The organism is Scytonema sp. PRP1 (assembly GCF_036697665.2).
GTDB classification, from domain to species: Bacteria; Cyanobacteriota; Cyanobacteriia; order Cyanobacteriales; family Nostocaceae; genus Kalymmatonema; species Kalymmatonema gypsitolerans.
This window is the reverse complement of the sequence record NZ_JBAHYJ020000068.1, coordinates 35,703-59,387: the sequence shown is the minus strand read 5'-3', so window position 1 is coordinate 59,387 and position 23,685 is coordinate 35,703. Positions and strand designations below refer to the sequence as shown.

Below are 23,685 nucleotides of genomic sequence, written 5' to 3'. Positions count from 1 at the left end.
TTATTACACGAGTTAATGCTGCTGACTTAGTTGTACAGAGTTTACAAAAACCTAGTGAAACGGTGCAAGATGGTAAAGAGAAGGATGAGACGGGACAGTTTTCTATTCCGAACTTAGAGCAAGCAGTAAATGTCTTGAGAGTCTCTGATGATAAACTTAAACTGTCTATGACATTAAGTAATCTTTCTTTGGCTTACCAGCAGAAAGGAGAATGGACAAAGGCAGGTGAAGCAATTAGAAAAAGTCAGACAGTATTGGAATCAATTAGCAGTAACACTCTAGAGAAAAGAAAGCTTTTAGCTCATGCTCTAGAGGTTGAAGGTAAGCTGAAATTAAGTATTGGAGAAACAGAAGAAGCTTTAAGCCTGTGGCAGAAAGCTTCTACAAAATTTTACGAAGCAGGCGATAAAACTGGAGAAAATAGAACTAAGATTCACCAGACTTTGGCGTTACAGGAACTAGGGTTTTACCGACAAGCTTTTAAAACCCTAATCAAACCTGTTCAATTGATAAAAACTCAACCTCCTATGGTTCAGGCTATTGCCTTTCGCTCACTTGGCAACATTCTTCGTATAGTAGGTGACACTGAGGAATTATCAGAATTAGAAAAAACTTTGGATTTTTTGCAGCTAGATGTAAATAGCGTAAAAGAACTGAAATGCTTCCAGCCAAGTGAAGATGGGAAAATAAAACTTAACTACTTAGATCAATCTCATCTGTTGTTATGGAAAAGTTTTCAGATATCTGAATCACCCCAAGATAAAGCTGAAGCTCTTTTAAGTTTAGGCAATACAGCACGATCTGCCTACAAACGCGCTCAAGATGCTTATGAACGCGCTCAGATTCCTAATGACAAAACAGCAGCCGAATGTCAAAGTCAATGGGCTGCGAACTACTATCAACAGGTGGTAGAGAAAGTAGAGGTGGTAGAGAAAGTAGATTCTGTGCCACTTATCCAAAAAATTCAAGCACAATTGAATAAACTCAGTTTATTAATAGATTATGAGGAATGGGTGCAAAGAAGTAAAGAAGCATATCTTTCGGATGACCCCTCAAGTGTAAAAGCTATACCAAAAGAATGGGAAAAACCCTTGCCACCAGAAAAAATTTCTTCCCAAATCGATAGCTTACCTCTCAGTCGCACAGCTATATATGCCCGAATTAATTTAGCAAAAAGCTTGATGAAGCTTTTGGCGATGAGCGATCAATCTTCACCATCATTGCAAAAAACAATGGCAGTGAAAGAAAGTAAAAATACCAGATCACAAGAAATTGAAGAGTTGTTGCAAAAAGCTGCTGAACAAGCTCAAAAGTTGAAAGACAAACGGGCAGAAAGCTATGCTTGGGGATACCTAGGTCGCTATTTTTATGAAATGAACTTGGAAGATACTGATGAGTTAACCAAGAAAACACTTCTGCAAGATGCTTACAAGTGGACTAAGGAAGCACTTCTGCTATCTGAGGAACTGGCGGAAGAAAGTCAAGATCCTACTAAGAAAGGTAAAGAAGCAAAAGATATTGCTTATCAATGGCAGTGGCAACTTGGGCGGGTGCTGACAAAGCAGGCTGACAAAGACCCAAAAAAATTACAGCAAGCTATACCAGCTTACGAGATAGCAGTAAACATACTGGAATCTGTGCGTGGCGATTTGACAAGTTTTAATAATCCTGACTTACAGTTTTCCTTTCGAGATAGCATAGAACCTGTTTATCGGGAATTGGTTGATTTGCTTTTGTCTCCTAAGGAAAAGGTAGAAGACAAGCAGGCGAATGCATCCAATCAAGATAATCTGCAAAAAGTTAAAGAAGCGCAAGAAGCCCTACAAAAAGCCCAAAAAGCGATTGAAGATTTGCAAGTTGCAGAACTAGAAAACTTCTTACGCTGCCGATTAACAAATACTAAGTTAGTACCAATTTATAAAGTCATTGACGACCAAAATTTGAATGCAGCAGTTATTTATCCAATTATTCTAGATAACCGTTTAGAAGTCATCCTTAAGCTTCCTCAAGAAAAAAAACTAATCCGTCGTACAACCGAAAATGTTACCAAAAAAGAAGTAGACCGCATCGTCAAGTTACTACAGAAAGAAATTACTGGTGGAGTTATTGCAAAACAACAAGATGCACACTTTCAACAGGTATACGAATGGGTACTTAGAAACATTGAAAAGGAATTAGAAGACAGCAAAGTAGAAACTCTGGTCTTTGTGCTGGATGGTGCTTTGCGAAATATTCCGATGGCAGCACTCTACGATGGGACAAATTATGTTATTCAAAAATATAGTGTTGCCCTAAATCTTGGTATACAACTAACAGAACCAAAACCTTTACAAAAAGGTAAATTTAAAGTTCTAGCAGCCGGAACTGGGAACTTTCTAGATCCTCATGCTTCCGGCGCACTAGAGTTTGTTGAGACAGAATTAAAACAAATTAAGCAAACTCTACCTGAACAGGTTAATAATAATATTCTTGGACCTAAATTCACTACTAAAAATTTACAACAGCAGATTCAGTCACAGCGTTTTGATGTAGTTCACTTAGCAACTCATGGGGTATTTTCTTCTAGCCCGGATAAAACATATATTCAAGCTTATGAAAGAAAGTTTTATCTAAACGAGATGAGTAATTTATTCCGTAGCCGAGAAGAAACCAGACCAGATAGGATTGGATTACTTGTCCTTAGTGCTTGTTATACCGCTAAAGGGGACAAACGTGCAGTGTTGGGAATAGCTGGCGTATCTGTGCAAACAGGATCTGACAGTACTGTTGCCTCATTATTTAAGGCGGAGGATAGGTCTGCTACTGTTTTAATGGAACAATTTTACCAAAATCTAGGTACTCATAACGTCACCAAAGCAGAAGCTCTTCGACGAGCTCAGGAATATCTTTTGAATCATGAGTATAAACAACCTCAGTTTTGGGCACCTTTTGTCCTAGTAGGAAATTGGCGTTAGAGAAATTTGAGAGAGATCACCAGACAGAATCATAACACTCTGAAGGAGTAAGATCTGGCTGGGTCTCGATAGTTAGTTATTTTTAGGGGTGCAGCAGTCAATCACTGGTTCGTTGATAATCGCTTCCAATCCTGCGGACTTTAAAAATTGATTCCAATCCTGATTTTTTGGGTCTTTATATTTAAGTTTAGCTACGCTTTCTAAAGCGTCGAACCACATATTCTCATTGATATAAATAGCAAGCTGCTGTTGCAATGGTAAGTTAGGATTTATAGTGGTGCGAATGGCATCTCGCCTTACCCATCCGGCAGTTTCATCTTCTTGTAATCCATTACTGCAAAAAACTGTAAGCTTCAGTTTTGACTCGTACCACTCACCAATTGTTAGCTTTACTTTGTCTGGAAGAGAGACTTTGATGATTCCCGGTGTTCCGGTTATTAGCACATAAGCCTTATTCAAACCTTTTTGGTTAGATAAAATAAACTCACTGGATACGATTTGATCGGGTGTATAGGGTATATAAAACCAAAAGGAGGGGCGCTCTGCGACAGTGTATCCTTCACTATGTTCAATATATTTTCCGGGATATCTGGTGTCTGGCTCCTGAAAAACTGGTATTAAAGAAGTAAGTTTCTTTTGCATATTTGGACAGCCACCACGACTAGGACCGGCTGATGGACCGGAAGGAGCGGGCTGCTTTCTTTTCCACGTTTTTGATTGATTTGTTTGCCTTGGCTTAGTTTGATTATTTGGATTGGGTTTTTTATTAGGATTAGATGTTAGTGTATTAGTCTGTGCATGGATTGATAGAGGACAGATAACAACACTAATCAATGTCCAAGTGCTCGCTGAAACAACTGTTATTAATTTAAAAGGTAGACTCATTATTTCTATCTTCATAGCATACAACTTGTTATGTTCGGGATGATTGTTGGTTACGGGATACATAGTAGATGCTGCTACCTGTGGACAGTAAAGCTATCACTGACGGTATAAATGGTATCCAAAATGCTTGCACAAGGAAAACATAGCAAAGAGCGTAGGATGCACTGAGCGCAATCGCAACTGCCAATCCTAGCTTGATTGGCGATCGCCAACACCAAGCTAATAAACCGCCAACCACACACCAAGTCCACACCCATAAAACTTCGCTCCAAACTGACCAAACCATTAACAACGAGCGCTCACCCAAAGCGGCGCTAATTATCTGACTCACCATTTGAGCGTGTATAATTACCCCTGGCATCACTTCCTCCTGACCTTGAGTATATGGGGTCAGAAAATAGTCTTTAATAGTTGGTGCATCAACACCGATAAGGACAATTTTGTCTTTGATAAAATTAAGGTCAACTTCGTTTTTCAGTACTTGTTTCAGGGTAAATTTATAGTCGGTAATGTTTAAGGGAGAACCATTCACAGAACGGTAATAGAGCAATATTTGATGTCCTGATGCATTTAATGATGTTTGATAGCCACTGCTGCGTGTTTCTAGTTCTTTAAATACTATATTACCTAGCTGCAAGTATTGTTCTGGAGGTGAAGTAAATGTAGGTTTAATGCCTTCTTTTTCCAGATAGCGTAGTGCTATCTTGAGACTGAATGCATCAAGACTGGTAACCTCGGGCGCACCACAACGAGTTGTAGGGCGTAGCTCCGTGTGCAACAGATGGCGACGTATAATGTTGTAGGGTTTGTCAGTCAAAACATCACTAAATCCTACCTGTTCAATTGGGACTTCAGGTGGCTTAGGGGTACCAGGATTGTGGGGTTTGCCTTCGCTAATATGACATATACCAATGAAGGCATCTTGCCGCATACGACTTGCTAAATCCTTATATTTGGGGTTGACATTAAAATCGCGCAAAATATCTAAGCCAACCACTCGCGGTTTATGTGGCTCTAGTTTCTTTAATAGCAAATCCAATGCCTGATCTGATAGTCCTGCCCTTCTCTCTTGTTGCTCTGGTAACTGCAAATCCTCTCCCGTGATCGTGATTAGCACAAGACGATCATCCGGCTCTTCCTGAGGACGCATTCGCATCATTACGTCGTAAGCTGGTAACTCCAAGGCTTCTAACATCCCCAGCGATCGCACTCCCATCACCAACCCTGTCACTAGCACACTGGCACAAAATACAGCTTGCAAGCGACGCCACGGATGAACAGACTGTCCCCACATCGGTGGTGCTTCCAGAGGATTCTGGCAAATAGTCGGTAACCAAGTCGCACAAGGAAACTCCTTTTCTATGCCTTGCAACCTTTCCCGCGCTTCCCGTACTGCTAGGTATAAAGGCTTACCCAATGCCAAAGCTTTTAGCAAATACTTTAAAAATTCATGTGCCACTTTATCAGGCACAGGTTCGCGCATAACAATCGTTTGAGGAATATTTAAACCAGCGAGTTCTTTCGCCAATCCTAGTCCATCACACGAGTTAAAAATTGCTAGCTTTAAACCACGAGAAATGGCTCTTTGCAGTGCATTCTTTAGTTGGGAGATTGTCAGTTTGTCAGTTTTATTAATATAAATTTGACCAGTTTCACCATCTTTCTGGCTTAAACTATGTCCCGCAAAAAAAAGAATATCCCAACCCTGTTCCCAAAGTTGGTCATTTAACTGTTGGGGTTGTGGCTCTACCAAAAATTTTACCTTGGCACGAGGGAATGACTTTTCAAGTAAGCTTTTATCTTGCTGAATATCAATTTCACGGCTATTACCTAAAATAGCGAGGATTTTAACTTTGCCATTTGAAGATTTAGGTACTGTTTTTGGTCGCTCATATTCATAAGCACTTAAGGCGATTTCTGCTTGTGGGTATTGTTTAAATAAATTCCAGAGATGCCAGGGAAGTTTCCGCAATAATAAATTGTCCGTTTCAATAATGACTCTAATTTCTTCATCTGGATTGAGCTTTGCTCGTATTTGTTGGTCAATATTGCGAAAAGAATCGGAATTGAGCCAAGTATTGAGATGATTTTCCAGTCGCTGACATAGTTCGCTAAAATCTGCTTCAGAGACATTGCTCACATCAGGTTCTTCATCATCAATTTCCAGACGTAAAGACCACCCTGAACGGTACTGGAGAGCATCATAAAGCAAACGCCATCTTTTGTAAAGTTCTGGAATTTCCGGTGCTGGGGGTAGACTACCACTGAATTTCATAGTGGGAGCATCTCCGTCTTCCGAAAGTTGAGATATGACAACTGGAAATCCGCTGTTCAAATCACCCTTCAGAAAACTGAAGACTACTTGCTTGCTCATGATTGTTTTCCTACAAGTATTTAAATGACAAAATCTTCTATAATTTCGGCATCATTGAGGGCTATTTTAATACTGAATTGTTCTCCGGCTTGACCTCTAAACCGTTTCAGTTGTATATAGTTATCTTGTTCTCTTGCTTGAACTTCTTGAGATATCTCTTTTGATGATGAAAGCAAAGCCAACTTAACACCACGAGGTAACAAAGTAGTTCCCGCACTAGGATGCAACTGTACCCGGACACTGACTCTCTGCTCAGTTTCAGGAGTAATAGCAACTAATAACACCACAGCTTGACTTCCAAACTGTATTCCCAAGTCAATCAATTTGGCTCGTTTTACAGCAGCTTCTTGCCCTGTATCAATCCCTCGATAGACAAAATTTGGACCTAACAAAAGTTCAACAGCTTGCCAAGCAGTCTCGAACGTTTGCTGAAACCACTGATTCAAATGCACTGGTATCTTGAGCAACACATTACCCTGCCGTTGTTGGTATAGCATCTGCCGCCACTCTTCATGTTCCAGCAACGCACCCCAAAGTGTAAATGGCACTGCAACTCTCGGAAATGTAACCGAGGGATTCCCTAAGCGCTGTATCAAATTTTCTGCCTGAGCAACAGGTAACTCTGGAAGTGGTACAATCTCTGCTCTGGTTTGTTCTCCTCTACACAACTGGTATGTAACCCAAAACGCATTTAAGTCTTTCTTTAAATGACTTGCATCCATACAGTAAGTGCGATCGCGCGAGTCATAACTACCGTTAACTTTCAGTTGTTCATGCGTTGTATAGCCCCAAACTCTTGCCCAATCAGCTTCTGCATTGACTTGCACCGCCAGGTAATAGTCTCCTACCCAACTGGGAATATCCACCCACTCCTGGGGTACCTCCAACTCGCCATCATCAATCGCTTCTGTAGGAATTAACACCAGACGTGTACCGTCTACCGTAATTGCTGTTCCATTTACAAATTCCCACAAAGCATATAAACCAGCAGTTCCAAGTTCTACAGTGGCTTGTATGTCATACTCAGCTTGTATCGCAGCCAAAACTGCATTCAGGCAAATTAGATTGAGATAAGTATTCCAAAGACTACCAAGTGTAGCATTAAGCCGGCTTTGCTGCCAAGACTCCGCCCGTACTTCTGGTGGTAATTCTAACCACCACTCACTTGTTGTTGCAAACGTCAAATCCATTACTCTATTCCTCCTACAGCTACGACGGATTACATTCAGGGAAGCTATAGCGAGTTTTAAGCCATTCTTCCAAAGCAGCACTCCTATCTTCTACTAGATCTGAAGTAACAGAAATATTCAGTACATCTTGACTCCATTGCACCAATGCTGCTAATAGAGTTTTCTTTCCCTTAGCTAGCCGACGATTCACAGTAGGCTGACTTATTCCCAACTTTTGCTCAATTTCCTTTTGGGTCAGTCCTTCTTTATAGTACAAACACAGTATTTCTTGGATTTGTAAATCAAGTTCCAAAAGAGTTGTCACTAGTACTGTATTAATCTGAGATTGCTGATTTTCTCGGTCCTGGGCATCTTCCAAAGCAATCATCTCAGCCAGTAATGACTCAGACAAAGCGTTTGCAGGCAAATCATCCTGCAAATCACTTGAATCAAGCCCTGGTTTGGGTACATTTAAAGAATCAATTTTTGGGTATCGATAGTCGCGAACTATTTTTGCACATTTACCTAGCCACTGTTCGACAGTTTCTGGGCTGCATACTGAACTTAGTGAACTTAACTGACTCAGCCTTTCTTTGTTATACAAATCAGCTACTGCTTCCCAGAAATTCCGGTCAAGGGTTTTATGTTGAAATGGGATATAAAGTTTTTTAAAGCAAACCCAAGCCAAGTGATATTGGTTGATGATTGCAGAGGGTAAGGCATTATTCTCCAAAGCCTCACAAAGTAACTTTTTACCTATCTTTCGTAGAAATACCCATTCACTACAAATATCGACTTCCTGTCTTTGACGCAGGATACCATATATAAAGGTAGGAAATACTGCTCTGGCAAAGGTTTTCAGGCTGGAACCTCTCTCAGGGTTAAAATCTTTGAGAACTTTATCAACCTCAGCGATCGCAATTTGAAAGTAATCAGGTAACTTATACCCTATACTCGTAAATTTTTTAACTGTTTGTTCAGCAGCCCAGTAACAGGGTTCTTGCAGGTAAGCCAATAGATGCTTTGCAGCCAGATGAGTAACTTGAGTCTGCCAACCTTTATGCCAGTAAAGCACCCAAAAGTTTTCTAAATATGGAGTTTCTGTTGATTTTTTGAAACAATACTCCATATTTCTACGTAGTTTGGCATCTGTCACCCATTTGCTGGAGCAGTCTGACTCAAACCACACGAAAGTCGAGAACATTTCAGTAATTTCCAAGCGAGGGCGCATAGTCCTATACAGGGGTAATGCTGTTAAATAGCATGATTATAAAGTAAACTTTACAACATAAGGCAATCAGGTTTTCAGGATTGTTATTTCTGTGGAATCAAGAAGACTTGCTAAAACAACTACAACAATTACGTTCTAGCTTGTGGACATTACTCAACGAATTTTCCACAAGCTGAAGCCGAAAATAGCAGTCAATGTCAATAATTTTTAATATATAAGGCGAGTCAACTTCTCAACAGATAAGCAACATCAATAATTTATTTCACCCCATTAGTCCTTTCTTAAGGAGAACTAAGCATTATGTTGCCTCATCCGGTAAAATTGACCATGATGAGAGTCGGCATTAAGCTAAAACATTCTTCATGAGTACTGCCCGTTATCCAGAGAATTGGAAAGAAATAGCCACGGCTGTTAAAGAAGCCTCTGGATGGTGCTGCACCAAATGTGGTCGGGTTTGCTTGCGCCCTGGAGAAAAACCAGAGAACTGGACTCTATCCCAACGCAAAGCTTACACACTTCAGGTTCATCATTGGAATCGCGACCCGTCTGACAATAGATGGGAGAACTTGGTTTCCTTATGTAGTAGCTGTCATCTTGATTATCATCGATTTGGACAAGGCAATATCTCTCCAGGTCAATTGTCACTGTTTTCAGAGGAGCTAGCTAGAAATTGATTAATTAATCAACGCGAGACTTTATTTCTACAAGTAGATATTCTTGAAGCCAGTTGTCTCTAAACAGATGGGGTATTTTTTGGAGGGGTTTTACGCAAAGTTCAAACGATGTCTGCCAAATGAGAAGCCCTAGTATCCAATTGCTTGACGACGCGGGGAGATGTCACAGAGATAATTCAGACTCAGATTTAGTTGCAGCAGTAGTTCTGGCAGCAGTTTTTTCATGAGCAAAAGGTATTTGCTCATGAGGGGTATATCGATTAAATATAGCTTCTTGACGCCACTGCTTCAGGTCTTTCATAATTTCCTTGAGTGGTGGCATTTTGATTTGTTCAGTGGAGGAGTCCAATCGCTGTTGAGCTAAAATTTGGAAATACAGCTCTCTCTGTTCGGCAATCGAGAGTTTTCCCTCAAAATCTTGCAGATTCTGTCTTATTCGCTCATTCTCTTGTCTTATACTGGAGTTCCACCTAAAACCATTCTCAGTCTCCAACTGGTTCCAAGCTTTCTGAATTGCTGGGTGGAGGGGAACTTTTATCTCAGAGATAGACTCCTTAGGTTGCTGCTGCCCTATGGAGTTTCCAAGAGTATGCCCTAAATCAAAAGCTTTGGCGTTTTCTGAGATAAATTTTAACTGAGCTAAATCCCAGTCGCTAATACTCAGTTTGTCCACCTGCTTGGTAAGCCCTGCATCTGTTTTTTGGATAGTGAAAGCTAATAACTGTCTCCTCTCCCCACTCTCCGCCGTTTTATGAAGAGAAAGATTTGCTCTTCCTGCTTCTACGTCTCTAGTTCTAGAAATGGTGTATTCCCCTACAGTCAGAGTATCCGTGTTGGCTTTTTGCAGTGCTGAGTTGAGCAATCCCAACATCTCAGTCTCTCTAAAGCTTTCCAAAGTTTTGAAGGTGCCAGCGGGGGCGAGAGAACCAAGATTATTCGCAACATCTCTCAAGTCTGCGATCGCCAATTGGGGTAGTTTTTTACCAGACTTTAATTTCTCTCCCACCATTAGAAATTCCTGTCTTTCCACTGGCAGCATCTGTGTAGGAGGAGTTTTGATTTTTATCTCGCCCTTAGAGTTTTGGGTAAACTCCATAAGGGGATTGGCAAAGTTGGCAAGCTGATCGTGGCGACGGTGAATGCTGTATTTTTCCCCTTCCTGCCGAATCACAAACGCATCACTTCTGTAGATTCTACTGCCATCAGGTAAGGTTTCTCCATACGCCTTGAGCATTTCTTTAGCAGCTAGGGCAATGTCAGTGTTTTCTTGTTTTTGACGCTTACGTTCTGCACGACTGTTGGCAACAGTTTTCTTGATAGGTACTTCTACTTCCCTTACCCAGTTTTTGCTTTGGGGACTGACTTCTTTGGAAGAAGTTACTTCATCGTAGGTGTACTCAAAAGCTAACTTGCGCTTTGGTTTGTCAGTTTCTTCCTCAATCACCGTGTCAGCATCACTTTGGGTTTGTGCCTGCACTGGATTATCTACTATTTCTGGGAATGTAGCAGTAACTTGTGGCTGTGGTTCGGTGTTTGGTTCTAGCTGGTTCACTTTGGTGAGTGCCAAAGTTTCTTTTGACTCTTCTTTTGTTCGTAACGATTGAGATCTTGCTGATACTTCCCCTTGCTCCCCAGAATCAGGTGGGTAATCTTCTTCTGGTGGTTCTGGAAGTGGCGCGTCTTCATCCCAGATAATTACCGAGTCTTCCCATTCTGGTCGGTAGCCTTCTACACCCATATCTTCAATGGCGCTTTCTTCTGTTTGGGGAGATTGAGGAACAACACTGTCAGCAACCTGCCCTTCAATCTCCTGATCATCAATTATTTGTGGTAATAGTTCATCAACAATTTCTGTGAATTCGGCTTCTGCTTCTGGTTCTTCTACAATCTCAGAGGAAGGCGGTAGTAGACTGAGAGTCAGCGTTTCGTAAGCTACATCAATTATTTCTTCAGCATCTAAATTCTCTGTCACCAGGTTAGTAAGACATTGCCCCTCTCTATTTTGGTGGTATATTACAAGCTTTTCCCCTGACTCAGTTGTGGCAATTATGGCTAAAGAAGAGTTATTTTGGGCTTCACCAATATCTACCGCTTCTCCTGCTGCTTCTTCAAGCATCAACCGCCTTGCCACAGTCTGTGCTTGAAAATCCGTCATCTCGGCGGATTCCCACTTCCACGCCCCAAGACACTTCTCATCAGGCACAAGTCGATATTTCTCACTACCAACCTGTACGTCTATGGCTGACAATTCCTCCTTCTCCTCTTTAACTTTTTCTAGAAGAGCCTTTAGTAACTCTTCTATAGCTTTTCCAATGTTTTTGAGATTATGAATGGAATTTTCAACAAATTCTTGGTAGGTGGAAGCTAGCTGAGTGCTTCTAGAATCGAACATGGCGGCTTGGTAGTCTGTTTAAAATAACTTTGTCTTTAACCTTGACAAACACCAATTGGTTATCAAATAAAATTTCAATGATGGATGGTGGTGCTTGCCACTCTGGATATGAGTCGCAATAAATTGCTTGGGGAATTTCTCTATTGCGCCAATACACCAGAATTCCATCATGGAAATGGGCTTCTATGTAGGGAGGGTATTGTTCTGACCATTCGGGTAGCCTTTTGGCTTTCTCAATTCTTGATAGCAGCTTAGAATTATTTAGCAATAAGTTATTCATATTTTACAAAAATCCTTTATATGCATCCACTGGAAGGGGTGCTGCACCAGCTTGTACAGGTTCTTGAGGTATGGGAAATAGCTTATCAACTTCGGCAATTCGCTTATCCAAATCTTCCTGGGTGGGACGCCTTTGAGTACTTTTTTTGGTTAGTTCTAATATCAGTTTCTCCCATCCAGCATTGTTTTCTTTCTCAATATTGATCAGGGCTTTTGGCACCTTAATTGCCTTCAGCAATGGCACAGAAGCTTCTGAATTGTTGGAGTATGCTGGGTTGATTAATATGCACTTCCCAGCAGGTAGCTTCAAAAACTGTGCTGGCTCAAACAGCTTCCGCGTTTTTTCCTGGTCTGATACTGATGTACTGGTTTTACCTCCCCCAGTACTTTTTGATTTCTGCTTGTATTTGATTTCCTCATCCCCCAGGTAAGCGCTAAACAGTCGTGCTGATTCTTCTTCGCCTGGGTTGAAGATGAACTTAGTACCACAGGCACCCAGCATGGTTTTGGCTACTTCCTTGCCGTAGTATTTCTCTAGCTGTCCCATGTTCTGCCAGCCAAGGATACCGCAGAACCCTTCACTACGGGATTCATTGAGCCATTTGAACAAGTCGGGCAGGTATAGGGAAGGCACTTCGTCCAGCACGACGATGAGGGGGTCAAAACGTTTTTTGGCGATCGCTCTGGCAACAGTCATGTGCAGAATGCTGCACAGCAGTGGACCAACAGCATCCCTCCGTTCCCTGTCCAAACCAAAGATAATCATCTGCTTACCCTTGATTTCTAAGGGCAGAGTGGTCTTGCCCACAAAGCATCCTAGAGTATTCTTCTTCATAAACCGGGTGAACATTAAACTGGCAGTACCTGCAATACCTGCTACAGTTTTCTCAGAACCAGCAGAACTGAACAGCTGACCGAAGGAAATCTTGATCCACGGGTTGAGGTTAGCTGCCATCAACCGTTCCACCATGCGTTCGCTACTGAGGATGGCAGCAGCAGTCATGATGTCAGCATATTGTGTTTGCTTGGTGAGCATCAGGATGGCTTCAGTCAGCTGATCGCCCGCAGGACCAAAGAAGGCATCCTCGTTGCTCGATGCCATCATCTTAAAGTTTTTGTTAATAACCGTGGCTAGCTGGCGTGCTGTTTCAGCATCAGTAGCATCTCGCAAGAAATCTAAAGGATTACAAACTTCGCTTTCGGGGAAACCGGGGGCAAACACATGCACCTCGTAACCCATCTTCTTGGCATAACTTGCTACTTTGGCTTGGGTGGGATATTTGAAGTCATACAAGACGATAGGGAAGCCTTGGTCAATCGCAGAGTAAATCATGGGGTTAATGGCAGAGAAAGATTTACCGCTACCAGGTGCTCCAATTACAGCAGTCCCTCTCTGCACATCGGTTATGTATAGCGGTGTCCCCCCACTCCCGTTCTCCCCTTTTGTTCTTTTGTTCTTGAACTTGTGTCTGCCAATATATAGTGTGGCGCTATCGCATTTGGGAGATGCAATTTGTTTGAGTGCTTTCTTTTTGGCTTTCGCCGTCTCCTTTCCTCCCCCAAAGTAGCTGGTAGCCAGTTTGCCCTTCTTTCCCCCAGAAAACATGGACAGAGCAGCAATCCCTAGCAAGAGACCTGCTAGGATGACGCCATTAGGACTAAATAAGCTGCTTGTATATTTGCCTATCGGAGACTGAGGATTTTGGAGGTCTTGAATAAAAATTTTATCGCTCATAATAATATCATTTTTTCCTAAATATTGAAATATTTATTATTATGAAATTTCAAGTCAAAATTCATGTTTATTCTGAATTCAGCTATAGCAATCCTATTTAATTTGTAAGAAATGAACCGCAGAGGACGCAGAGGAGCCAGCGCTGCAGGAGGGTTTCCCGACCTAGGCGACTGGCGTGACACAGAGGAAGAGAAAGCACGAAACTACGAACTAATTTAGTTTTGCTATAAGTGGGTGTTGAGGAAACTTTAGTTAATTTTGGGTTGTTGTGGAACGTTTAGAGGAGTGCCGAGAAAGATATAGGATTTCTCTTTGTAGGGAAGGAAAGGAAAGGGACCAATGAAGTAGGGGGAGCAGCCAAAATTGACAAACAAGCTGCGTTTGCAGATGCGGAAGAACATGGCAGTGGTAATGCTGCCATCTGCCTCATTGATGTCCCACACTACTTGTTTGAACACCTTGCCAAAAGGATGTCTCCCTGTTGGCTCCTTCCCCCCATTCAGCTTACCCAAAATTCCATATCCTCCCCTGACTTTTTGAAACTTACCACTCATCCATTGAGTGCCTGTTAGTCCTCCTAAACCTGACAATTCTATATGAGCGCAGTTTTGGGAACAGGGTACATTGAATCCCTCCTGATAACTGCCACTAATAGACCGTTGGCGATTGTTTTCTACTTCCTTTAATGGCAAATCCACTTTCCCCACAATATTTCCTTGGGGTACTGGAACAATGGGGAAATTATTGAAGGATACCTTATTAAGTCCTGGCACTTTGGAAATGGTAACATTCTGCCAGTTACTAAATTCCTTCAGTTGTGCCTTCTCAATACCTGGGATTGATGTCAACTTGTATTTCGATAAATCAATTTCTCCTAACTCTATCTCTTTTAATTCTGGGTTCTGCTCTATTAATTCCTCTATTGTTTGGTTCTCTCCAATTCCTACTGCTCCGTTTAGTGTCTGCTCAACCAAGTCTTTGATTGGTGGCACATCTACCACATATTCATTAGCCAATTTGGGAATTGCCTTAACCAACTCAGGTACTGTCTGCCATTTGGCAATTGAAAAGTCTGACAACTTAGTATTTTTTAGGGAAATGCTACTCAGTTTTTCAATATCCTTTAGGCTGAAATTCTCTAACCCAAATACTTCCTCAAAATCCCCTACCTCCATCACTTGATCTAAACTTTGTCCCGCCTTCCAAACTTTTTTTGATTTGTATCCAGGGATTTGGGCTTTGGGCAGTTCAATGCTGCCATCACTAGAGAAGACGAAGGACTTAAAATTGATGTTTTCCCAGTCAGGAACAGGAGCATTATTCAAGAATTTGGTGGGGATAGTGGGAGTATTGGGTAAAGTAGCTGCTGTTGCTTTTTGATTTAAAAGAGAACCCAGCAGTTCACCAGGGCGAAAGGCTAAAAACCCATGCATTGCTAAACTAGTTAGCAACCCAAACAGCATCCAGTATTTTAGGTTGGTATTAGGATTGAGATTGGGGCGATTGGAAGATGTTTGGGAAGATTGTTTGCTTTTTTGGTTTTTGGTAGTTTTTCTTAACATCTTTGAGCAGTATCTTAGTGACGAGAATTTGTAATTTGTGCAGTAAAGTTATCCTCTGCGTAGTTGTGAACATAGATTTTGAAACGAACCGCTCCAGAACGCTCCAGAACGCAAAGGAAAGAAGAGAGAATAATGTTCACATCCTATTTATGATTGCTGTAGAAGTTTCAGGTGGAGATTGTCTAACTCTTGACTTTTGTGACTGAGAACCTAATTCTAGTAGCCGCTCCACAAGCCTTTGGGAGACTCCCGCACTCTGGGCTGCGGTAGTAAGGTTCCTGCCAGCCTCTAGCTCTTGCACCAGCTTTTGCAGTTTTCCCCACAGTGGATTTGTAGGAGTAATCCACCTGCTTTCTGCTGCTACCTGTATGCCCCTGTTGATGGTGGCGATCGCTATTGAATCTGGAGGTGGCACTTCTGCTAGGGTTACGTCAGGGGTGATTTGCACGGTGCTGTAGGTTGGCGAACCTTTGCCCATCACCACCCTAAAGTTATAAGTTTTCCTCTCCCCCCTTGCGTTTCTGTAACCACTGTCAGGTGAGCACCGTTGGTGGCAACGGGCATTCCTCTAATGCGTAGGGGTTCAATTTGTCTCAGATGGATTAGTCCTGCTCCTGGGTTTTTGCACTGCTTGTTAGAAAGCCCTTCCAAGCAGCCGTCTACGTCCATCAGCACTCTGGAGGGGTCGTCCAACCACACCCGCTTAATGGTTTCTCCCGTTTCAAAAAATGATATAGATACCCCATGCCCTGACCATACATAGACTGTTTGTAACTTTGCTTCTGTGCCAGTCACTTTACTTTGAGGAATGTTGCGAACAGAGTGGATACCATCTTCAACCTGTGCTGCATAGCAAGGAATAGCCGTGATCAGGGATATAGCTAATCCTAAAGATATCCATAAGGATTTGCTCTTCGTCATAGTTGCATCGACCTATTGACTGTGATGAGAATTTTTGTGCCTTTTTTAACAAACCAGATGTTGGGTCTTCCTATGATTTCCTGTAGGGCTTTCTGGTTCCGTGCTTTTACTTGTTCTGAAAGGGCACCAAACGCTCCTGACAAAAATGCAGCGCCAATAGACCGTCTGCCATTGCTACTTGTTTGTACGCTACTAAATCCCCCTCCTGATTGGGAAATGCTAGTTTGTACATCTGGTTGGTTAATGATTTCCCCTACTTTAGCCAATCCCGATACCAACCCTAATCCCGCATCCAAGCTAAATATTTCTCCCCCTTTGTTGTGATACTGATTGGCAATTAAGGGGTTTCCTCCTTCTCCCAATACTGCAATTGTTCCAGAGGACACCGGATACTCAGTGCCGTCTTTAAGAATTGCAGTCACTTGTGCGATCGCCCTACCACTTGGGTCTACTCCTTGCATTTCTATTGAGAGGAGTGTGCCTGCTGGTATCGCCTCTTCCCCAGTATTGCTCCTCAATGGTTCGGTCAGTCGAGCAACAAATTGGGGTTGGGGGTTGCTTGAACGACCACCGGACGACCAAATTAATGGAGTTTCCAGGGTGGCTGCTGCTTGTTCCCCTACCACCAAGTATTGCTCTTGCTTCCCCTCAATAATTCCTGCTTCTTCTGATGAGTAATCTCCGTTGGCTTTGGTATCGTTTAGCTCATCTTCATTTCTAGAAGCTACAGAAACTACAGGCGTCCACCTGGGCTTGAGTTGTTCTATTCTGCCACTTGTGGAAGCAGTTGTGTCACTGTTCGTGCCTCCCGCAACTTCTTCTGTTTTGGAACTGCGGCGATTGCTTAACCTAGGTCTGGGTGTGTAGTCTGTGTCATCTGTGTTATCCGAGCTACCCCCGTTTTCTGTATAACTTGCATTTGCTGTGTAGTAAATTTGTCCAGCACTCCCCAAAGAACGCAGTCTCTCTAACTCTGCCTGGGGGTCTGTGGGTTTGGCAGCAACTTCAGTTTGACTCTGTAGTAGAGTAACTTGTGGTTTTGCTTGTAGTTTAGCTATTGGTGATAGAAAAGTAGAGGGTGGGAGTGAAGAGCGTATTATGCGTGGGGGAGGCGCAGGTGCAGTCGGCGGTGGAGGTGCCACTCTTCTAGGAGGTAACGCAGTAGTTGCTGCTACCTGTTGCACTGGTTTAGCAGTCGCAGTCTTTGGCAGCAATTCTTGCTTGTCTTTGTTCTCAGAAGGGGCTTTAATTGGCTCTTTTGGTTCTTTTGGTGTTTTTTGACCATTTAGTCTCGCTAGCTCATCTGCCTGTCTTTGCAGTGCTAGCTTGGCATATACATCCCCATCTTTTTTGGATTCTTTTTTCTCCTCAATGGCAGTTGGTATTGCTGCAACTTTTGATTCCTTTTTCTTACTAGCTAAGTCCCCATTCATAATGGGTCCTAAAAAGAGGTATATCAAGAAGAAAATTACTGCCGCTCCACCACCAACCACCCCAAACCGGGACCAGGGAGAGTTGACTAAGGAATGTTTGGTTTGTACTAGAGCCGGATCTTCATTTGCTGAATCCTCACTATCATCATCCTCTACTTCTGACAGGGAAGTTTCATCTTCTTCTAGGTGCAGGAGACTATTTACTGTACTTTTTTTATTTCCATTATCACCATTATTAACATTCTCTGTCTCGGATGCTGAGGTTTCATCATCCTCTAGTAGCTGCCGGGTATTACTTGGAGAATTGAAGTGTCCATTATTTTGACCATTATTATCAAAATTTGTTTGATTATCACTCATAAATTTAGCGATGGCTATTGCTGGTTTTTCTGTAAATCCAAATCAACGATTTCAGTAATTTCTAAACCAGAGCGGCGAGCCTGGTAAATTTTTTTAGCAATCTCTGTAGTATCTGGAGGGGATTGGGGAGTGCTGATAGCTTGGACGGTAACAGTTTTGTTGAAAGCTATTCCACTTCCTGCATTATCTTCTTTGGAAAAGGTGACAAGGGTAGCAACTACATCAACCTGCCATTTTCCTGACCCAATTTTTCTGGGTTCACTAACATAGCGGGGAACTAGGGATGTTTGAATGCTTCCATTAAATGCGCCAGGAGGAGTGACTTCCGCAAGTTTCTTTAAAAAGCTAGCTCTAAAGTCCTCTTTCTCTGTAAGCGCAAATGCTGCTTCCCAAGCTTTAGTTGTTACCCGACTCTTACCTTTTTCTAGCTTAATTTCAACCCCTATATCAGGTTTTGTTACTACTTCTCCATCCCTAGAAGTTGATTGCATTAAGCCGTCCCAATTGAACATTTTCACCATTGAGTCGCTGACAAATTTCTTAATGACTTCAGGAGAACGTTCTTTAGGGTCAAGGGCTTTAACATTTACTGTATTGCCATCAACTAGCTGTACTAAGGAAGGTGCTTCTTTGCGAGCTAGGCTTGAGGTTGCTCCATAGTTAGTGATTTGGATAAGGAATGATAAAGCACTTAATGCGAGTGTTGAAACTGCGACAATTGCGATAGGGTTGGAAACAGATTGTCCAGAACTAAGTAGTCTTAAAGGTTGTTTACTGTTTTTGGCTTTGGATTTCTGTAGCATTTTTTAATTTGAGTCATTTTTTGATTGTTTTGCTAATTCTGCTGATGGTGGCGGAGAGTGCAACGCTACCAGCAGTCGTCGCGCCACTGGCGACCCATTCTGCACCTTTATTTAGTTGTGTTAGTACTGCCATTCCTCCCCCAGCTGCAATTCCAGTTGCCAAAAATGGGGCAACAATTCCGATAAATGCTAGGAAAATCATCGGTTGGCTTGCTTGGGCACTAGCAACCAGTTGTCCTGCCAAACCCAAGATAATATTGAAAGATAATTTGGCAATGGCAACAGTGAAAAATCCTGTTAGCCATCCAACAATCGCTTTAGTTCCTATGGGCATGAGGGAGCCACCTACTGCTAACGGACCAATCAACGCTGTCAAGAGGAGCGCTAATTCTAACCCCCATTGATAAGCATTATTTAGTGCTAGTAAGAGGCTGGTTATAAAGCTGGTTACAACTGCACCGATAGCAGCACTAGATGCAGCAGTTAGTTTGTTGGCAATTCCTTCAATAGGATTACTACCACCATCAGCTTCTTGAGCAGCTTGGTCAATCTTGTCTAGTCCTTGGAGTACCCAGCCACCTATTCCTTCCCCTTTATCGCCTTGAAAAATGTTGGGGAATTTTGCTTGTAATTCTTCCTTAGCTTGCTTCAGGCATTCTATTTGTTCTTGATTCGACAGTTGGGCAGAACGACATTGTTGGATGGCGTTGCCCACAGCTGCTTCTACCGCCGCTTGTCCTATCCCTTGTTGGTACGCCGCTCTCAAGTCTGCATCTGCCGCTGTGTACTCTAGCACGTAATTATTTACAGTATTAATGTACCCTCGCAACATCAAGGTGCCGCTCGCTAAAATTTTGCCGTTGTTAGCTAGTAGTAGGGCAACTACCAAAGGCCAAATCAATTCGGCAACAGCTCTTTGCTCCTCGCCGTTCAGCATCTGTTTGCCCCACTGCACCATAAACAGCGCAAGAGAACCTACCGCAAACAACACTCCTACCTTACACAGAGAAGCGTACAACCCGCCAGTGAGTGTCTGCTCCCACAGTTGATTGAACCCATCTGCTACTAAGCTGGCTCCAGCAGCAGCATTTTCTAATAACTGTCCTGCACCAAAGTTGTTAGCTGCTATTACTGCTTGCCCAATCATATATATCTGCATTAGTAGAACAGGGGTATCATCAACTACTTGCACCTAGGGAGTAGTTGATAATGGTTTATAGGTGCTTACTTGTTACCAATGTAGGACGGATCTAATCGGCTCCATCCACTTAGTTCCAAAAACTGGCTTGTAGCACCTGCAGTTATCACTCTTTGGGTATGGTTCTGCTCCGCCCCATTTTCTGCGATTTGGGAAAGCATCAGGTTACTGTACTGAGTTCCGAAGCGTTGCTGCAAGCCATCAGTTCTCAACTGTCCCAGCATTGATACTACTTGAGCATTTTGAGCGGCGATCGCTTTAAGAACGTCTTGGGAAGAGTCTGCGTTTTGGGCGTCTTCCGCTAGTTGTTGAGCATTGTTTGCTGTCTCTTTGGTAGCATCAATCTCCGCTCTTGTCCGCTGTTGCCCTTCCGAACTTAACACGCTGGCGACTGATGCTCTAGTTGTGGTTCTCTCTAGTTCTTTTCCAGCTTCCACAGCACCAATGACTGTGCTGGTTTCTGCAAAAGTACCTCCTTTTTCTTTGACTTTTTCTGCTAACTTCTGCGCCGCTTTGGTAGGGTCTGGCTGCTCCATATCTCCAAGTGAGCCTTCAAGTGCAGCCAAAGCATCCTTTTGTAGATTTCCCCAACTTGTTGTGATTTCCTCCTCAACTTTGGCGGTGATGCCTTTGAAGTATCCGGAAAGTTGTCCCAGTACTTTGTCGAGAGTTTGGTTGATGTTTAATGGTACTCCAAAAGCATAACTGGGCAATGTTGTTGTTGCTAACAAGACTCCTATTACTGCACTACTTATTATCACTTTCGGATTGTTTATTTTGAGTTTCATTACATTATCCTTTTAAAAAGAATGATTGTGGTAATTGTGGAGGGGAAGCATTTATGCAACCTTATTTAAGTCTTTTGTTGAATTATTATTTTGAATAACTTTAGATTTGGCTTGATTTATTAGTTTGTATGCTTCGCCTGTCAACTCTTCTCCACGAATCATCTTTATGTATGCCTCAGAGAAGCGCACCATTCCTAACATTGGATCATCTTTATATTTATTGAGGAATAATGTCCTCATATCTTGCTCTTGTGGGTTATTGGCAACTGATGCTAACAGACAGTGTGCTGGATAATATCGGCAGAAAGTGAATTTGCCATTGTCGTCGAGCAACCACTGAGAGTAAATGCCTTCCTTTTTGGGGAAGAAAGCTTCTGTGCTGTTGCGAGAGATGATTTCATAGGGATATTTAAAGTGTTTAATAAATGGGTCTACAGCACTGGTTTGAATCCGTCCTATCAACCTGGTTGTCAAGTTGGCAAAGATTTTAGAGGCTGACTTACTTTGGTAGATACTGTCCGGTTCTTGGGCAGATAAAATTACTCGAATACCAGCTTTTGCACCATTGGCACAGAGCCTTCCAATTAGCTCTGCAATGGCTTCAAACTGAAAGAGAATCGGCGCTTCATCCAAAAAGAAAATTGAGGCTTTGGAGCTAAGAGCGCGACGTAGTGCTGCTGCATAAGCACTCAATGCAAGTATTGCTGCATCTCCCTCACTGGAAAGAGAACGTAGAGCAAACACCAGCAACTTGGCATCTGTGCGAAAACTGGAAGGTCTGCTGATAGATTGACCTACTCTACTGTTAAGCCAGAATCTCAATCTTAATCTGATTTGGTCTAAGGCTTTGAGAATATCCTCACTATTGTTAGTGATAGTGTCTAATTTTATGTAGCCGGGAGAGCAGTAATTGTAGAAATCTTCCAGGGTTGGCGTATCGTTCCATTCTGGTGTTCCCAATCCCTTTTCTAAAGCTTCTTTGTATCTCAGCTTAATATCATCATCTGCGAAAAATGTCTCAATTGCCAGAGTGAGAATGCTCTCAATATTGCTGATCCTTGTTGAGTCCATCCCAATCAAATTGGTTCCTAACACCATTGTCATTAATGTTGATTTCAAAAACTCCTTGAAGTCTGTTATTCTCTCCTTCCTTAACTCTGTATCTAAGCCCCTTAAATCAGGTAACTCAAACAGATTATTTGCTTCTTTCGATATGTCGAAATACGCACCTTCCTCCCCCATGAAATTGGTGTAATCAGTAAAGGTACTGCTGCCGTCTGGCTTGGGATAATCCAAAGCAACTACAGGGATATTTTGAGCTAAAGCAGGGGTTAATAGTCCAGCAACTAGCACAGATTTACCAGCCCTAGTGGTACCGAAAACAGCAAGATTTTTGTGGTTTTTGTAGAGGTCAAGGTGGACGGGAGTACCTCCTTCTTCAGCAATTAATTCAAACCCAGACTTGTCCCCAGTTGCTGTTTTGATGAGAGGCATCAGTCCTGGCACTTCCCCACTGAAGTAAGGCAGTCGTCTGTTGAAGGGTTTGGTGAGCAAGTTCTCCCACACAATTGGCAAGCACTGCAACCAAATTTTCCATGCATACTCCATCTCTCGCACAACAACAGCAGGACGCAGGAAACAACTGGAGATATAGCGGCAAGCTTCGTCTAGCTTTTCTCGCTCAGGACGGTGGACGAGGAAGACAACAGCGGTGTGGATTGGCACAGCACCTTTATATATGGTTTCCTGCGCGGAGATCGCTTCCTCCATATTTAGGTTAGCTTTCACATCCACACTGTTCTTCTCCGCCGACATGGCAGAGGAGACGATGGATTGTTTTGTGATTCTCTGTAACGCTGTTTTTGCCAGAGCTTCGTTCGCCCTACTCAGTTGGCAGATAATCTCGGTGTCAGAAACTTTGTCTCTAGCAATTAGCTCCCACAGATAACGCAACTGAGCATATTCATCTACCCAGCCCGCAGGCTTTTCTGTGAAAGTAAGCGTACCTATATAGTGGTTTTGCAGCCTCACCCAAGCTCTGTCTAGGAAGGGGACAGACTCTTCCCTTTCCAAAATAAGATGGCGGATGTGGTAGTCGCTATTTTGCTCCTCCCTCACCCCATCTTCATCCAAAATTAGTAAGTGGGGTATGGTAGGGGGAGTGCTAGTATTAAAATGTTTCCACAAGACTGCCCATATCTGGTCAGCGCTCAAAGCCCTAAGACTCAACCCCATCTTGTTAGTGAGGGTTTGTTCCCAAAGTTGAAATCCAGAGGTAAAAGAGTTTTTTAGAATTGACTCAACTCTTTGGTATCTAACTTGGTGGATTTGACCGGTGAATTTGTCCCAAGTGTCTAAAATGTGCAGAATGAATTTTTCTACAATATCTGCGGTCTTTCCATCCTCACTGCCTGACACGGTGTAAGTGCAGTAGATTCTGAGAAATTTGTTTTTGCGAGTCCCATTTTTGGTCAGTTCTCTGATTCTTAGTCTTTCCGACCTAATCAGTAGCATCAGTTCTTCTCTGGTGCATCCAGACTCTATCGCTTTTAATTCCTGCTGGCGGTCAAAATCTTCAGTAAACGAACCGAGATGGAGGGTAAGTGTTTCTCCGTAGGGGATTTCTTTGAGTCCTGCTTCTATCCCCTCGAAAATCGGCACAATTTGTTCTTCTGACACAGAGGGGTGAATGCCTTGGCAGTCAAAGCAGAATTTGATTTGCAATCCATCATTCTTTTTGAGAATAATTGCTCCAATATCCTTTCTTCCCCCAATCGAAATGCTAGCAATACCTGCTATATGAGTTAAGTCCTCAAAGGGAGTAAGGCGCTTAGCTACTGCAATTTCTTTGGTGGAGATAGTTTTGATTCCTACCTTATCTTTAGGCGGTTTTCCCTTAATTGAAGAACTCATTGTGACGAACCGTT

Annotated in this window: 17 protein-coding genes; 2 read left to right on the top strand and 15 right to left on the bottom strand. The window is 42.6% G+C overall.

What is annotated here, in order from left to right:
• The first annotated feature begins 62 nt into the window (after window positions 1-62).
• Complete coding sequence (locus tag V5G28_RS14255; protein WP_336230646.1) at window positions 63-2,954, top strand: CHAT domain-containing protein; 2,892 nt, start codon at window positions 63-65, stop codon at window positions 2,952-2,954.
• 72 nt (window positions 2,955-3,026) lie between these two features.
• On the opposite strand, the gene V5G28_RS14250 is transcribed toward V5G28_RS14255, so the two are convergent.
• The 4 genes from V5G28_RS14250 to V5G28_RS14235 are packed head-to-tail and all read right to left on the bottom strand — an operon-like array spanning window position 3,027 to window position 8,586.
• Window positions 3,027-3,854 carry a DUF928 domain-containing protein gene (locus tag V5G28_RS14250; RefSeq protein ID WP_336230644.1) on the bottom strand — a complete coding sequence of 276 codons (828 nt, stop codon included), beginning with the start codon at window positions 3,852-3,854 and terminating at the stop codon, window positions 3,027-3,029.
• A 13-nt stretch (window positions 3,855-3,867) separates the two neighbouring features.
• Window positions 3,868-6,213, bottom strand: coding sequence for a CHASE2 domain-containing protein (locus V5G28_RS14245; RefSeq protein WP_336230643.1), 2,346 nt, complete (start codon window positions 6,211-6,213; stop codon window positions 3,868-3,870).
• A 20-nt stretch (window positions 6,214-6,233) separates the two neighbouring features.
• Window positions 6,234-7,403 (bottom strand): DUF1822 family protein, encoded by a 1,170-nt coding sequence (locus V5G28_RS14240; protein WP_336230642.1) that lies wholly within the window; start codon window positions 7,401-7,403, stop codon window positions 6,234-6,236.
• A gap of 19 nt (window positions 7,404-7,422) precedes the next feature.
• Window positions 7,423-8,586 carry a sigma-70 family RNA polymerase sigma factor gene (locus V5G28_RS14235; RefSeq protein WP_336230641.1) on the bottom strand — a complete coding sequence of 388 codons (1,164 nt, stop codon included), beginning with the start codon at window positions 8,584-8,586 and terminating at the stop codon, window positions 7,423-7,425.
• 389 nt (window positions 8,587-8,975) lie between these two features.
• Here V5G28_RS14235 and V5G28_RS14230 point away from each other — a divergent pair, with 389 nt between their 5' ends.
• Window positions 8,976-9,287: an HNH endonuclease gene (locus V5G28_RS14230; RefSeq protein ID WP_336230638.1), complete on the top strand. Its 312-nt coding sequence runs from the start codon at window positions 8,976-8,978 to the stop codon at window positions 9,285-9,287.
• Window positions 9,288-9,450: 163 nt separating this feature from the next.
• Here the strand turns inward: V5G28_RS14230 and V5G28_RS14225 are convergent, their stop codons facing one another.
• The 11 genes from V5G28_RS14225 to V5G28_RS14175 form a co-directional block, all read right to left on the bottom strand.
• Window positions 9,451-11,679 carry a hypothetical protein gene (locus V5G28_RS14225; RefSeq protein ID WP_336230636.1) on the bottom strand — a complete coding sequence of 743 codons (2,229 nt, stop codon included), beginning with the start codon at window positions 11,677-11,679 and terminating at the stop codon, window positions 9,451-9,453.
• Entirely contained in the window at window positions 11,666-11,959 is a 294-nt protein-coding gene (locus V5G28_RS14220; protein WP_336230634.1) for a hypothetical protein, read from the bottom strand. The genes V5G28_RS14225 and V5G28_RS14220 overlap by 14 nt, the downstream gene beginning before the upstream one ends.
• Window positions 11,960-11,962: 3 nt before the next feature.
• On the bottom strand, window positions 11,963-13,693 hold the full coding sequence (locus V5G28_RS14215) for a type IV secretory system conjugative DNA transfer family protein (protein ID WP_336230633.1): 1,731 nt from the start codon (window positions 13,691-13,693) through the stop codon (window positions 11,963-11,965).
• 248 nt (window positions 13,694-13,941) lie between these two features.
• Window positions 13,942-15,255 carry a hypothetical protein gene (locus V5G28_RS14210; protein WP_336230631.1) on the bottom strand — a complete coding sequence of 438 codons (1,314 nt, stop codon included), beginning with the start codon at window positions 15,253-15,255 and terminating at the stop codon, window positions 13,942-13,944.
• 136 nt (window positions 15,256-15,391) lie between these two features.
• On the bottom strand, window positions 15,392-15,733 hold the full coding sequence (locus V5G28_RS14205; RefSeq protein ID WP_336230630.1) for a hypothetical protein: 342 nt from the start codon (window positions 15,731-15,733) through the stop codon (window positions 15,392-15,394).
• Complete coding sequence (locus V5G28_RS14200; RefSeq protein ID WP_336230628.1) at window positions 15,733-16,176, bottom strand: hypothetical protein; 444 nt, start codon at window positions 16,174-16,176, stop codon at window positions 15,733-15,735. The genes V5G28_RS14205 and V5G28_RS14200 overlap by 1 nt, the downstream gene beginning before the upstream one ends.
• Window positions 16,173-17,969 carry a TrbI/VirB10 family protein gene (locus V5G28_RS14195; RefSeq protein WP_336230627.1) on the bottom strand — a complete coding sequence of 599 codons (1,797 nt, stop codon included), beginning with the start codon at window positions 17,967-17,969 and terminating at the stop codon, window positions 16,173-16,175. Before V5G28_RS14195 ends, V5G28_RS14200 begins: the two co-directional genes overlap by 4 nt.
• Before the next feature lie 14 nt (window positions 17,970-17,983).
• Complete coding sequence (locus V5G28_RS14190; RefSeq protein WP_336230626.1) at window positions 17,984-18,772, bottom strand: hypothetical protein; 789 nt, start codon at window positions 18,770-18,772, stop codon at window positions 17,984-17,986.
• Between the two features lie 13 nt (window positions 18,773-18,785).
• Complete coding sequence (locus tag V5G28_RS14185) at window positions 18,786-19,919, bottom strand: hypothetical protein (RefSeq protein WP_336230625.1); 1,134 nt, start codon at window positions 19,917-19,919, stop codon at window positions 18,786-18,788.
• 77 nt (window positions 19,920-19,996) lie between these two features.
• The gene (locus V5G28_RS14180; protein WP_336230624.1) at window positions 19,997-20,758 is read right to left on the bottom strand and encodes a hypothetical protein; all 762 of its coding nucleotides are present in this window, start codon (window positions 20,756-20,758) and stop codon (window positions 19,997-19,999) included.
• A gap of 51 nt (window positions 20,759-20,809) precedes the next feature.
• Complete coding sequence (locus tag V5G28_RS14175; protein WP_336230623.1) at window positions 20,810-23,671, bottom strand: hypothetical protein; 2,862 nt, start codon at window positions 23,669-23,671, stop codon at window positions 20,810-20,812.
• Between the last annotated feature and the right edge of the window lie 14 nt (window positions 23,672-23,685).

Bases quoted from the DNA above. Each gene is read 5' to 3' on its own strand.
- V5G28_RS14250 (WP_336230644.1), bottom strand. From the start codon at position 3,854: ATGAAGATAGAAATAATGAGTCTACCTTTTAAATTAATAACAGTTGTT.
- V5G28_RS14245 (WP_336230643.1), bottom strand. From the start codon at position 6,213: ATGAGCAAGCAAGTAGTCTTCAGTTTTCTGAAGGGTGATTTGAACAGC.
- V5G28_RS14240 (WP_336230642.1), bottom strand. From the start codon at position 7,403: ATGGATTTGACGTTTGCAACAACAAGTGAGTGGTGGTTAGAATTACCA.
- V5G28_RS14235 (WP_336230641.1), bottom strand. From the start codon at position 8,586: ATGTTCTCGACTTTCGTGTGGTTTGAGTCAGACTGCTCCAGCAAATGG.
- V5G28_RS14230 (WP_336230638.1), top strand. From the start codon at position 8,976: ATGAGTACTGCCCGTTATCCAGAGAATTGGAAAGAAATAGCCACGGCT.
- V5G28_RS14225 (WP_336230636.1), bottom strand. From the start codon at position 11,679: ATGTTCGATTCTAGAAGCACTCAGCTAGCTTCCACCTACCAAGAATTT.
- V5G28_RS14220 (WP_336230634.1), bottom strand. From the start codon at position 11,959: ATGAATAACTTATTGCTAAATAATTCTAAGCTGCTATCAAGAATTGAG.
- V5G28_RS14215 (WP_336230633.1), bottom strand. From the start codon at position 13,693: ATGAGCGATAAAATTTTTATTCAAGACCTCCAAAATCCTCAGTCTCCG.
- V5G28_RS14210 (WP_336230631.1), bottom strand. From the start codon at position 15,255: ATGTTAAGAAAAACTACCAAAAACCAAAAAAGCAAACAATCTTCCCAA.
- V5G28_RS14205 (WP_336230630.1), bottom strand. From the start codon at position 15,733: ATGGGCAAAGGTTCGCCAACCTACAGCACCGTGCAAATCACCCCTGAC.
- V5G28_RS14200 (WP_336230628.1), bottom strand. From the start codon at position 16,176: ATGACGAAGAGCAAATCCTTATGGATATCTTTAGGATTAGCTATATCC.
- V5G28_RS14195 (WP_336230627.1), bottom strand. From the start codon at position 17,969: ATGAGTGATAATCAAACAAATTTTGATAATAATGGTCAAAATAATGGA.
- V5G28_RS14190 (WP_336230626.1), bottom strand. From the start codon at position 18,772: ATGCTACAGAAATCCAAAGCCAAAAACAGTAAACAACCTTTAAGACTA.
- V5G28_RS14185 (WP_336230625.1), bottom strand. From the start codon at position 19,919: ATGATTGGGCAAGCAGTAATAGCAGCTAACAACTTTGGTGCAGGACAG.
- V5G28_RS14180 (WP_336230624.1), bottom strand. From the start codon at position 20,758: ATGAAACTCAAAATAAACAATCCGAAAGTGATAATAAGTAGTGCAGTA.
- V5G28_RS14175 (WP_336230623.1), bottom strand. From the start codon at position 23,671: ATGAGTTCTTCAATTAAGGGAAAACCGCCTAAAGATAAGGTAGGAATC.